The sequence below is a fragment of the Ligilactobacillus sp. Marseille-Q7487 genome (assembly GCF_949152225.1).
Taxonomy (GTDB): Bacteria; Bacillota; Bacilli; order Lactobacillales; family Lactobacillaceae; genus Ligilactobacillus.
Window position 1 is genome coordinate 132,501 of record NZ_CASCJC010000001.1, and the last position, 13,026, is coordinate 145,526.

Sequence of the window (13,026 nt, forward strand, 5' to 3'; positions counted from 1 at the left end):
GCGAGCTGGGTTCAGAACGTCGTGAGACAGTTCGGTCCCTATCCGTCGCGGGCGTAGGAAATTTGAGAGGATCTGTCCTTAGTACGAGAGGACCGGGATGGACATACCGCTGGTGTACCAGTTGTTCTGCCAAGGGCATCGCTGGGTAGCTATGTATGGATGAGATAAACGCTGAAAGCATCTAAGTGTGAAACTCGCCTCGAGATTAGATTTCCCATTCCTTTGGAAGTAAGACCCCTGAGAGATGATCAGGTAGATAGGATGGAAGTGGAAGTGCCGTGAGGCATGGAGCGGACCATTACTAATCGGTCGAGGACTTAACCAAAGTCAAAACGCAGTTTTCTCTGAAGTGTTTGAATCTAGTTTTGAGAGAACAAATTTCTTTCAACATTTAAATAGTGCGGTGACGATGGCATGAAGGATACACCTGTTCCCATTCCGAACACAGAAGTTAAGCTTCATTACGCCGAGAGTAGTTGGGGGATCGCCCCCTGCAAGGGTAGGAAGTTGCCGTGCGACTAAAGTCGTTAGCTGTTTGGCTAGCGGCTTTTTTTGTTGTAAAATTTAACAAAAAATATCAAACAAAAAAAAAATAAAAAAAACAAAAAATATCAAAAAAATATTGACGATTATTTTGTAAGCGCTTATAATTAACCGTGTGATTTAACAAGGGGGGATTTATTATGAGTGTTTGTAATCGTTTGTTTTCTAGTGAACATATCTATATTAGCAATCAACAAGATCAAATAAAAGTTTTTGAAGAAGTTGCACAAAAATTGGTGGAAGCCAATTTAGTGACAGATGATTTTTTGAATAATTTAGTTGAGCGAGAAAGTAACTATCCTACAGGTTTATCACTTAAACCCGTGGGAGCACAATTGCCAGATATTGCAATTCCGCATACGGAAAGTGAGTTTGTTAAGGTAACAAAGATTGTACCGATTAAATTAGTACATCCAGTTAAGTTTAAAAATATGTTAAATCCTAGTGAAGAATTGGATGTATCGTTTTTATTTATGATTTTAAATAAAAATGGACAAGCGCAAACAGCCATTCTAGCTAAGATTATGGATTTTATTAATGCGCAAGACCCGACTAAATTACAAGAATTTTTTGGATATACAGATCAAGCAATGGTATTTGAATTTTTAAAAACAAACTTTAAGGAGGAATTTTAAATGATTAAAATTTTAGCAGCATGCGGAGCAGGAGTTAACTCAAGTCATCAAATTAAAAGCGCGTTGGAAGAAGAATTAAGTAAAAGAGGCTATCAAGTTAGTTGTGATGCAGTAATGATTAAAGATATCAATGCTGAAATGTTGGAACATTATGATATTTTTGCACAAATTGCCAATACTGATTTAGGGTTTGAAGTAAAGATTCCAGTTGTTGATGCAGGAGCAATTTTATATCGTATTCCAGCTATGGCAGAACCTGTTTACCAACAAATGGAAGCGGTTATTAAAGAACTTAATAAATAATAAAAGGATAAACTTGAAGGTAGGGGGCTATCAAGATGGACGTAATTATTAATTTTGCGAATTGGGTACTTAAGCCATTAATTCAAATGGGAGCAGCACCTTTAATGACGATTGTCTTAACGTTTTTAGCGTTGTGTTTTAGGGTGAAGTTTTCAAAGGCATTAGAAGGTGGAATTAAATTAGGGATCTCGATTACGGGTATTAGTGCAATTATTAATATTTTAACCACTGCTTTTTCAGGAGCTATGACTGACTTTGTTGGGCGAACTGGTTTATCTTTAAACGTGACAGACGTTGGTTGGGCACCGCTAGCAACAATTACTTGGGGATCACCATATACACTTTATTTCTTATTAATTATGGTAATTGTTAATATTGTGATGTTGCTTTTGAAAAAGACAAATACTTTAGATGTTGATATTTTTGATATTTGGCATCTATCAATCGTTGGATTATTTGCAATCTTTTGTGGTGCAAGTTTATTTATAGCAACTCTTTTGGTTGTCTTTATCGGTATTTTAAAGATTATTAATTCTGATTTAATGAAGCCAACCTTTAACGATTTGTTAAATGCACCTGATTCTAACCCGATGACAACAACTCATATGAACTTTATGATGAATCCAGTTATCATGGTTTTTGATAAGATTTTTGATAAGCTTTTCCCATGGCTAGATAAGTATGATTTTGATGCAGCTAAGTTAAACAGTAAAATTGGTTTTTGGGGTTCAAAATTTGCGATTGGTATTTACCTAGGAATTTTTGTGGGCTTGTTAGCTGGACAAAAACCATCACAAATTTGCACATTAGCCTTTACAGCTGCGGTCTGCTTGGAATTGTTCTCATTAATTGGTAGTTGGTTTATTGCGGCTGTTGAACCATTGTCTCAAGGAATTACAGATTTTGCTTCTAAGAAATTAAAAGGTCGTACATTAAACATTGGTTTGGATTGGCCTTTCATTGCAGGCCGTGCAGAAATTTGGGCAGCTGCAAACATCTTGGCACCAATCATGTTACTTGAAGCAATTATTTTACCAGGTAATAAATTATTGCCATTAGGTGGGATTATTGCGATGGGGGTAACGCCTGCTTTGCTTGTTGTAACACGAGGTAAATTGATTCGAATGATCGTAATTGGAGCAATTGAGTTGCCATTATTCTTATGGTCAGGTACATTGATTGCACCATTCGTAACAAATATTGCTCAAAAAGTAGGAGCGTTTCCGAAAGGGTTGAATGCACATTCAATGATTTCACATACAACGATGGAAGGACCGATTGAAAAATTCTTAGGTTATTTAGTTGGTCATGCATCACAAGGTGAAATTCAAATGATTATTTATATGGTATTAGCCTTAGTAGCTTATTTGCTAATTTTTGTATGGTATGCTTTTGAAATGAAGAAACGTAACAAAGCATATAAAGATGCCAAAAAATAGCTCTTTACTTGAGATAGACAATATTTATTTTGATTTGTTAAACTAGTTTTGTTTAAAGTAAAGACTAAGGAAGGGATTTTTAATGTTAAAAAAAGAACGTTTAATTGCAATCTTAGAACAAGTTAATCAACGAGGCATTGTGACGGTTAATGATTTGATTACGATTTTAAATGTCTCTGATATGACTATTCGACGTGATTTAGATGAGCTAGCCAAAGATGGAAAGATTATCCGTATTCATGGTGGCGCTCAAAGCATTAATGCACCGACTTTAACAGAGTTATCCCATATTGAAAAAAAGAAAATTCATTCTGTTCAAAAAGAAGCCATTGCTAAACAAGCAGCTAGTTTGATACAAGAGAATTCAACGATTTATCTAGGCCCAGGAACTACAATTGAACTGATAGCTCAATATGTCCATAGAACCGAGGGCTTAAGAATAGTTACTAATAGTTTGCCAGTTTTTAAAACATGGAAAAATAAAGATATCGAATTGATTTTAATTGGGGGAAATTACCGTAAAAAATCAGGCGCATTTATTGGAAGCTTAACAGTTGATATGTTAAAACAACTAAAGTTTAACCAGGCATTTGTGGGGATAAATGCATTGCGCGATCAACATTTGATGACAGCAAACCCAGAAGAAGGGTTAGCACAAACAATTGCGCTAGAAAATTCACGTAAACGAATTATTTTAGCCGATAAATTCAAGATTGAACAAGACGATTTTTATGAGTTTTACAACTTAACAGATATTGATATGTTTGTGACAAATGAAATCGAAGATATAGAAATACTTGAAAAATATCAAAAGTATACCCATGTAATTGAGGCAAAGAATTAATTAGGAGGAATTTATGAAAGTAGCATTAGGGGCGGATCAAAAAGGGTTTGCATTAAAAGAAGAAATCAAAGAATATTTAACATCCAAAGGTTATGAGATTTTGGATTTGACACAACAACCAGCTATAGATTTTGTTGATTCAGCAGTAGCCGTTAGTGAAGCGGTGCTAAGTAAACAAGCCGACAGAGGTATTATGTTTGACGAATATGGTGTCGGCTCAGCTATGGCAAGCAACAAAATTCAAGGTATGGTTACAGCTAATGTTGCCGAAGAAAACACAGCGCATATGACTACTGAACATAATGGAGCTAAGGCAATTGCATTAGGAGCTGGCATAGTGGGGATAAAGCTAGCACAAGCGATTGTAGATAACTATTTAGGAATCGAATATGCTGGTGGACGTCATCAAATTCGATTGGATATGCTAGAAAAATTATCATAAAAATGGGGGATTGTGATGATTATTGCACTTGGAAATGATCATATTGTAACAGATGTTAAAATTAAGATTTCAGACTTTTTAAAAGAAAAAGGCCATGAAGTGATTGATGTAGGAACTTATGATAACACACGGACACACTATCCAATTTACGGCTTGAAAGTAGCTGATTTAGTTCGTAACAAACAAGCTGATTTAGGTGTTGTTTTGTGTGGAACCGGCGTGGGAATATCGACTGCTGCAGATAAAAATACAGGGATTCGTGCAGCTTTAGTTTCTGATGTATTAGCTGCTAAGTATGCCAAAGAACAACTAAATGCCAATGTGATTGGCTTTGGGGGAGCTGTTGTTGGGCAACATGTGGCGCAAGAAATTGTAGCAGCCTTTTTAGATGCCACCTATCAGCCAACAGAGCAAAATCAAGCAATTTTAAAGAAAATGGAAGCTTTAGAAAAAGATAATCCAAAACAACACAACAATCCAGACTTTTTCAAAAAAGAATTACAACTTTGGGATGAAGGGTATTATCACGATTAATAGGGGAAGAAAATATGTCAAACAAAATTGAAGCTTTAAAGAAAATGTCAAATGAAAATGGAGTTATCGCAGCTTTAGCGATTGACCAACGTGGCTCTCTAAAGAAAATGTTAGCGGCAGCAGCTAACAAAGAAGCTAATGAAGAAGATATTGTTGAATTTAAAAAGGTAATTTCTCGGGAATTAACCCCTTATGCTTCTGCAATCTTACTTGATCCAGAATATGGCTTGCCAGCAGCAGCGATTCGCCATGAAAATTGTGGCTTATTAGCAGCATATGAAAAGACAGGTTATGATGTGACCGAACCAGGACGCATGCCTGATTTGTTGGCTGATTGGTCAGTAAAACGTCTTAAAGAAGCCGGTGCTGATGCGATTAAATTCATGTTGTATTATGATGTGGATGAAGATGCTAAAATCAACGAACGCAAACAAGCCTTTGTTGAACGCATTGGAGATGAATGTTTGGCAGAAGACATTCCATTCTTCTTGGAATTAATGTCATATGACACAGAAATCGAAGATACCAAGAGCAAAGAATATGCCAAAGTAAAACCACACAAGGTTAATGAAATGGTTAAAGAATTTGCCAAAGACCGCTACAATGTTGATGTGTTGAAGGTAGAAGTGCCGGTTAACATGGAATATGTGGAAGGCTTCAATGGCGAAAATGAAGTAGTTTACAGCCGCCAAGAAGCGCTTGATTACTTCAAAGCTCAAGATGAAGCAACTAACAACGTACCATTTATCTTCTTGAGTGCAGGGGTTTCAGCAAAATTATTCCAAGACACCTTATTATTTGCGGCTGAAGCAGGCTCAAGCTTCAATGGAGTATTATGTGGTCGTGCAACCTGGCGTCATAGTATCGAACCATTCGCAACTAAAGGTGAACAAGCAGCCATCGAATGGTGCCAAACACAAGGTAAGGCAAACATTGAAGAATTAAATGCGGTCTTAGAAAAGACCGCTCATTCATGGTTAGATAAAAAATAATCCAGTGATTTTGCTTATTAAAATTGCGAGATGAGGTTCACTAGAAATGGTGGGCCTTATTTCATTTGATAAATTCAAAATTTTTAGATAGATTAAAGTTACTTATAAAAACATGATTCAAGCTATTTTTTTAATTCAGCGGTAATTTTTATATTTAATAAATATTAGTTTTTATTGTTGAGTTTTATTCGTGTATGTTAATGTTAATGAGGAAATTTAAAATTAGGGGAAATTTTATGCTAAATAAGAAGTTTGTAACTGTGGTAGCGACGGCATGCTTAACTGTAGGAAGTTTTTATCCTAGCTTGGCTAGCATTAAAGCTGTAGGGTTAAATGAAAGCGTTACCTCAAAAGAGGAGGGTTATCAACCAATGGATCTAGCCAAGGATAGTGATAATGTATTAACATCTCCTAAAGAAACTGTTGATGTGAATCTTTTGGGTGATAATGAGCGTACAGTTTTATTTGATGATAACTGGAAGATTCATTTAGGCGATGTTGATCAAGGACAGGATACTAATCTAGATGATTCTGCTTGGAAAGTAATTGATTTGCCAAACGATTATAGTATTTCGCAAAAAGTCAGTGAATCAAACGAAGCAGAAAGTGGTTTTTATCCTGGAGGAATTCAATGGTACCGTAAGAGCTTTGTTTTACCGCAAAAATATCAAGATAAACAAATTGTGCTTGAATTTGATGGCGCATATATGAATACAGAAGTTTATTTAAACGGTAAAAAGTTAGGGATTCATCCAAATGGTTATAGTCCATTTGCCTTTGATTTGACTAAAGATTTAATATGTGACGGAAAAACAACAAATGTATTGGCAGTTAAGACCAATAATAAAATTCCAAGTAGTCGTTGGTATTCAGGAAGTGGGATTTATCGCGATGTCCATCTAACGGTTAGTGATAAATTACATGTTGCCTATAATGGTGTTCAAGCAACAACACCTAATTTAGCGCAAGATCAACAAAATGTGACATTAAACTTACAAACCAAAGTACAAAACGATGATCAAAGTACAAAAACATTTAGTGTAAAACAAGAGTTATTAGATAAAAACAATCAAGTAGTTGCAAGTCAAACTAGTTCTAGCCAAAGCTTAGAACAACAGCAAACTACAACGGTTGCGCAAAATTTAAAGGTAACTAAACCGACATTATGGCAACCAGATAATCCATATTTATACACGATTAAAACGACCATTTTGCAAGATCAAAAACCAATTGATATGTACACAACCACTTATGGATTTAGATACTATAAATTTGATCGTGAAACTGGTTTTTATTTGAATGGTAAAAAGATGAAGCTACAAGGCGTAAGTATGCACCATGATCAAGGTGCGTTAGGTGCCGTGGCAAATCCAAGTGCGATTGAACGTCAAGTTAAGATTTTAAAAGAGATGGGTGCAAATGCGATTCGCTCAACTCATAATCCAGCTTCACCTGTTTTGATTCAAATGGCTAACAAGTATGGGATGTTAGTCATCGATGAAGCTTTTGATGATTGGACAGCTTATAAAAACGGTAATGTTAATGACTATAGCAGTCATTTTAATGAAAAAATCGGCCAAGACAATCAAATTTTAAATGCCAAACCAGATATGACTTGGGCAGAATTTGATGTAAAAGCAATGGTCGATAGTGCTAAAAACGATCCATCGGTAATCATGTGGTCAATAGGTAATGAAATCACTGAAGGAACTACAGGTGATACTTCTAATTATCCAAATATTGCTAATAACTTAATTACTTGGATTAAACAAATTGATCAAAGTCGGCCGGTGACTTTAGGTGATAATCAATTAGGAAATGCGACGCTAGATCAAATCAATGATTTAATTACTAAGGTTGACGGTGTCGTTGGAAAAAACTATAAGAAGCCAGCACAATTAGAAGAAGTGCGCAAACAACATCCAGATTGGATTTTATATGGTTCTGAAACAGCTTCAGCCATTCATAGTCGAGGCGTGTACAACACTTATGGCAAAGATGATAAAAACTTACAAATGTCAGAATACGATAATGATTCTGCCGTGGTTGGTTGGGGTGATAGTGCAAGTGACGCTTGGAAATATGTGATTGAAAACGACTGGAATGCCGGTGAATTTGTGTGGACCGGTTTTGACTACATTGGAGAGCCAACGCCTTGGAATGGAATTAGTACAGGTAGTGTGAGCCAACAAGGGGCAAAGCCTAAGTCATCTTATTTTGGAATTGTAGATACGGCTGGTTTCCCAAAGGATACGTATTATTTGTATCGCAGTATCTGGAATCATGATTCGCATACTTTAAACCTAATGTCAACTTGGAATGATAATGAGATTGTCAAAGACGAGGGTGGTAAAGTTCAAGTTGATGTTTATACGGATGCACCAAAAGTTGAGCTTTATTTGAATGGTCAAAAAATTGGTACGCAGACTGCGACAAAGCATACCACTAAAGCTGGTTATACCTATCAAACCTTTGATAATGGCAAACCATATCCAACTTTTAAGGTTAAATGGCAAGCTGGAACTTTGAGTGCAAAAATCTATGATGAAAAAGGAAATGATATTACTAAAGATGCGGTAGGACGTAAGGAAGTTAAAACTTCAAGTCAAGCAACCCAGCTCAAAGCAACGGTAGATCATACTGAAATTACGGCTGATGGGCGTGCCTTAGCTTATGTCAGTGTTGATGTATTAGATAAAGATGGGAATTTTGTACCTGCTGCAGATAATCGGATTAATTTTAATGTAACAGGGCAAGGTAAGTTGGTTGGTGTAGATAATGGAAATCCTACTGATATAGATAGTTATCAAGCCACAAGTCGCAAAGCATTTAATGGTAAAGCCTTAGCTATTGTACAAGCAACTAAACAAGCCGGACAAATTAACGTTGAAATTAGTGCTGATGGATTAACCAAAACCAAAGTAAGCATTCAAGCTAAACAGCCGCCACAAACAACATCAGTATATATTAAGAGTTATGAGTTAGCTAAGAATTACTATCTTTATCCAAATGCGCAATTAACTTTGCCAGAAACGCTGACGTTAAATTATAGTGATGGTTCAAGCAAGCAAACGGCGGTAACTTGGGATAAATACGATCAAAGTCAATTGGGTAAAGTCGGATCATTTACACTTCAAGGACAAATTGAAGGTACAGACGTGAAACCGCAAATTACTATCAATGTGATTTCACCACTTGTTACTGTGCAAAATTATTCTGCAATGGCGGTGCAAAGCCAACAAGATTTAACTTTACCGACTCAATTAAAGAGTGTGGATGCAACAGGCAAACCAAGTGTTGCGGTTAATGTAACTTGGCAAAAGCCAACCTTAGATATTAGTCAATTAGGAATTCAAAAAGTTCAAGGAACGGCTAATGTTTATGGTAAAACATATCCAGTAACCGCAAGTATTCGTGTCGTTAAACCTGCAGATAATCCAAAAAATATTGCACGTTTAGATAATGATAAACCTAAAGTAACTAATGGTTATCAAACAACAGATGGCAAAATAGTTGACAAGCAAACGACACCAATCAGTGATTCTTTAGATGCATTGACTAATGGAGTTACTAATAATGGGACAGATACTAGTCAACGTTGGACTAATTGGTCGTTAAAAGATGATAAGAGTGTTGCTCAGACTTATGTTCAATTTGAGTGGAAAAATGACTATCCAATCAATAATTTGAAGTTGTATCACTTTACTGATAGTGCAGGTTCAACTTTACCAGGTCCACAAAATATTCATTTTGAATACTTTGATGAAGCAACCCAAAAATGGGAAAAAATAGAAGCCTCAAATATTACGCAAGTTAGTTATACAAATGGAGATACACCATATGGATTTATTAAACCAGTAACAACTAAGAAATTGCGTATCTGGGTAAAAAATCCGGCACCAGGAAAATCAATCGGATTTACAGAAGTTGAAGTTTATCCTTATGTACAACAACCACAAGCTAATAGTACAGCTACATTGGCTTCGCTTAAGGTAAATGGACAAGAATTGCTTAAAACAAGACAAGCTGATTTGAATTTTGAAGTTAATACCCCAGATGAATTAGCGGTAACTTATCAAGATGATCCACAGGCAAATTCAGCGGTAACAGTTGCTAAGTTAGATGATAAAACAACCAAAGTCTTAGTGACATCAGAAGATCATCAACAAACAACGACGTATACGATTGTTAATAAGTATCAAAAACCAGCTGATAATCAACCACAAAATCCAGGACAAGGTGATTCAACTACACCAACACCAGATCAACCACAATTAGTTGGTGATAAAAATCCGCCTAAGACACCTGATAATCATTTTACGGTTAACAAAAAAGCAACAGGTAAATTACCAAAAACGGGTCAAACAAACAGGCCTCAAGCAGTGATTTTAGGAGTAAGTTTGAGTCTAGGCGCTGTAGTGGGGTGGCTATTATTGCGTAAAAAAGGGTAAATGTTTGCATTTTTACGATGAAAAGAATATATTAAACGTAAGAGAAGAGATTAGATTTCTTGAAAAATGGGGTGTTTATAATGTCAAATTATCAACGGATATTAGTTGCTGTTGACGGTTCAAAAGGAGCACAGATCGCATTGGAACATGCGATTGAAATTGTTAAACGTAACCCACAAGCGCATCTGGATATTTTACGAGTTATTGATATTAACGCGTTAGAATACGGTGGAGCGGGGATTGCGTTAGATGGTGCTAAGGTTTATGAATTAGAACAGGCTAATGAACAATATATGTTTGATTTAAACACACAACTAGTGGAGCAATACCATCTAGATGCGGCGAAAGTTCACGTACATTTGCGTTTTGGTAATCCTAAAACAGTGATTGTACATGACTTTCAACCTGAGTATCAAAATGATCTCTTAATTGTAGGTTCGACGGGCAAAAACTTCATTCAACGAATGGTTGTCGGCTCTGTAGCAGCTTACGTTATTCAAAATGCAGGCTGTGATGTTTTAGTCGCTAAGTTTGAGTAGTTAAAAACGAGGAAAGTTTTAAGCTTTCCTCGTTTTTTTACTTATTTGACAAAGGTAGGTAAAGTGTTTTTCATATAAACTAAAAAATTTTAGAAAATTATTTCAAAAAAACGCTTGCAAAATATTTTATAACATATTATATTTGTGATATAAAAAATTATAAAGAGGGGTGGAGCTTATGTATAAGCCAATTATTGGGATTTCTGGAAGCATTATTGTAGACCAGGGTGGAATGTTTCCAGGATATACACGTTGTTATGTCAACGAAGATTATGTTAAAGCAGTAATCCAAGCAGGTGGGGTACCTTTTATTATTCCAATGAATGATAAAACTGATGTTTTACACGACCAAGTTGAATTTTTAGATGGGTTGATTATGACTGGGGGCCATGATGTTACACCTTATTTTTATAAAGAAGAACCACAACAAAAATTGGGTGAAACCTTGCTTAAACGGGATTTGTTTGATTTTAAATTATTAGAGTTAGCGCAAGAAAAACAAATTCCAGTTTTAGGAATTTGCAGAGGATTTCAAATTATCAATGCTTTTTTAGGCGGAAGCATGTATCAAGATTTAAGTTATGCACCACAAGAATGTTTGAAGCATTGGCAAGGTCATAATCCAACACAAGCTACGCATACGGTAAATGTTGTTGCAGATTCTTATCTTGAAAAGATTGTTAGGACAGATGAAATGATGGTTAATTCATTTCATCATCAGGTTATTAAAGATGTTGCAGAAAACTTAATTGTTAGCGCAAGAGCTAAAGATAATGTGGTTGAAGCAGTAGAGAGTAAAGATCATTTGTTAGTCGCAGTTCAGTGGCATCCAGAAATGATGCATGCAGTTGATGATACGATGCAAGCGTTGTTTGATGACTTGGTAGGTAAAGCAGAGCAGGGGAGAATACAATGAAAAAGAAATTAGGTTTTTGGTCGATTGTTTTATTGGCGGTAAATGCGATTATCGGATCAGGAATTTTTTTATCACCTGGTTCGGTGGTAACCTTAGCGGGAACTAAAACCGCCTGGGTTTATCTGACGGCCGCTTTATTTGCCGCTGTTTTAGCGATTACATTTGCGGCAGCAGCCAAATATGTAACGAAAAGTGGAGCAGCTTATGCTTATGCCAAGGCGGCTTTTGGCGAAAATGTTGGCTTTTATGTAGGAATTACTCGTTTTGTGGCTGCAAGCATTGCTTGGGGAGTTTTAGCCACCGGCGTGGTTAAAACGGTGTTGTCAATTTTTGGGCTAGATAGTACAGATTTTTGGTTAGTCACATATGGTTTTATCGGCTTGATGGTTGTTTTGTTATTGATTCATTTGCTAGGAGCAAAGGTTTTTGAGTTCATTAACAACTTATCGACAATTGGGAAATTGTTTGCCTTAGTGACAACGATTGTAGCTGGGGGATATTTGTTGATAACAACAGGGCAAAATCATTTTGCAGATATCAATGATCTAAAAAATGCTAGTGGACAACCCCTGATTGCACCGATGAATACTTCGGTGTTTGTGACAGCAACGATTGCCGCTTTTTATGCTTTCACGGGTTTTGAAAGTGTGGCCAGTGGTTCAGAAGATATGCAAGAACCACAAAAAAACTTACCTAAAGCAATTCCGTTGGCCATTTTAATTATCGCAGCGATCTATATTGGAATTGTTTTGGTAGCGATGACCTTAGATCCTAAAGCAATTGTTGAAACTAAAGAAGTTGTAGCGCTAGTGGCCATTTTTGATAATGTGATTATTCGTAACATTGTCTTGTATGGTGCTTTGATTTCGATGTTTGGGATTAATGTGGCTGCTTCATTTTTAACACCACGAGTTTTAGAAGCGATGGCAAATGAAAAACAGATTCCACAATGGTTTGCTAAACGTACCAGTAGGGATTTTCCGTTACGTGCCTTCATGATTACGGCTTTGATTGCGATTGTTATTCCAATGGCTTTCAAATATAACATGACAAGTATTATTGTTTTAAGTTCTATTTCACGCTTTGTGCAATATTTAGTCGTTCCAATCGGAGTAATTTGCTTCTTTTATGGTAAAAATGCCGAACCAATTTTGAACAATGTTTCTAAAAATTGGTTGACCGATGTGGGCTTACCAATCATTTCGGTGGGGCTAACAGGCTTTTTATTGATTAAGTTTGATTGGGTAGGTCAATTTACCATTCTTGATGCAGCTGGCAAAGCCCATGCTAATTGGTATGCAATCTGTGCTATGCTGATAGGTTATCTTATTTTACCGGCAATTTTATTTATGATGACAAAAAAAGAAAAGAAAATGGGGGATTTTTAA

General features: G+C 36.1%; 11 protein-coding genes and 2 rRNA genes (1 of these 13 cut by a window edge). All 13 read left to right on the forward strand.

Going from position 1 to position 13,026, the window contains the following annotated elements:
- Positions 1 to 325, forward strand: a 23S ribosomal RNA gene (locus tag QM017_RS00575); it begins 2,591 nt to the left of the window's first position.
- Between the two features lie 74 nt (positions 326 to 399).
- Positions 400 to 516 (forward strand): 5S ribosomal RNA (rrf, locus tag QM017_RS00580).
- Positions 517 to 683: 167 nt separating this feature from the next.
- Positions 684 to 1,178, forward strand: coding sequence for a PTS sugar transporter subunit IIA (locus QM017_RS00585; protein WP_282708494.1), 495 nt, complete (start codon positions 684 to 686; stop codon positions 1,176 to 1,178).
- Positions 1,179 to 1,481 (forward strand): PTS fructose transporter subunit IIB, encoded by a 303-nt coding sequence (locus QM017_RS00590; protein WP_178195694.1) that lies wholly within the window; start codon positions 1,179 to 1,181, stop codon positions 1,479 to 1,481. It abuts the gene before it with no gap.
- A gap of 35 nt (positions 1,482 to 1,516) precedes the next feature.
- On the forward strand, positions 1,517 to 2,920 hold the full coding sequence (locus QM017_RS00595; protein WP_282708496.1) for a PTS transporter subunit IIC: 1,404 nt from the start codon (positions 1,517 to 1,519) through the stop codon (positions 2,918 to 2,920).
- A gap of 82 nt (positions 2,921 to 3,002) precedes the next feature.
- Positions 3,003 to 3,764, forward strand: coding sequence for a DeoR/GlpR family DNA-binding transcription regulator (locus tag QM017_RS00600; RefSeq protein ID WP_282708497.1), 762 nt, complete (start codon positions 3,003 to 3,005; stop codon positions 3,762 to 3,764).
- Between the two features lie 13 nt (positions 3,765 to 3,777).
- On the forward strand, positions 3,778 to 4,206 hold the full coding sequence (gene lacA, locus QM017_RS00605; protein WP_282708499.1) for a galactose-6-phosphate isomerase subunit LacA: 429 nt from the start codon (positions 3,778 to 3,780) through the stop codon (positions 4,204 to 4,206).
- A 15-nt stretch (positions 4,207 to 4,221) separates the two neighbouring features.
- Complete coding sequence (lacB, locus tag QM017_RS00610; RefSeq protein WP_178195702.1) at positions 4,222 to 4,740, forward strand: galactose-6-phosphate isomerase subunit LacB; 519 nt, start codon at positions 4,222 to 4,224, stop codon at positions 4,738 to 4,740.
- Positions 4,741 to 4,754: 14 nt separating this feature from the next.
- The gene (gene lacD, locus QM017_RS00615; protein WP_282708500.1) at positions 4,755 to 5,732 is read left to right on the forward strand and encodes a tagatose-bisphosphate aldolase; all 978 of its coding nucleotides are present in this window, start codon (positions 4,755 to 4,757) and stop codon (positions 5,730 to 5,732) included.
- A gap of 236 nt (positions 5,733 to 5,968) precedes the next feature.
- Positions 5,969 to 10,183 (forward strand): glycoside hydrolase family 2 TIM barrel-domain containing protein, encoded by a 4,215-nt coding sequence (locus QM017_RS00620; RefSeq protein ID WP_282708501.1) that lies wholly within the window; start codon positions 5,969 to 5,971, stop codon positions 10,181 to 10,183.
- 77 nt (positions 10,184 to 10,260) lie between these two features.
- Positions 10,261 to 10,722: a universal stress protein gene (locus QM017_RS00625; RefSeq protein ID WP_178197769.1), complete on the forward strand. Its 462-nt coding sequence runs from the start codon at positions 10,261 to 10,263 to the stop codon at positions 10,720 to 10,722.
- Between the two features lie 178 nt (positions 10,723 to 10,900).
- The gene (locus tag QM017_RS00630; protein ID WP_178197765.1) at positions 10,901 to 11,638 is read left to right on the forward strand and encodes a gamma-glutamyl-gamma-aminobutyrate hydrolase family protein; all 738 of its coding nucleotides are present in this window, start codon (positions 10,901 to 10,903) and stop codon (positions 11,636 to 11,638) included.
- Positions 11,635 to 13,026, forward strand: a complete 1,392-nt coding sequence (locus tag QM017_RS00635; protein ID WP_282708502.1) for an APC family permease — start codon at positions 11,635 to 11,637, stop codon at positions 13,024 to 13,026. The genes QM017_RS00630 and QM017_RS00635 overlap by 4 nt, the downstream gene beginning before the upstream one ends.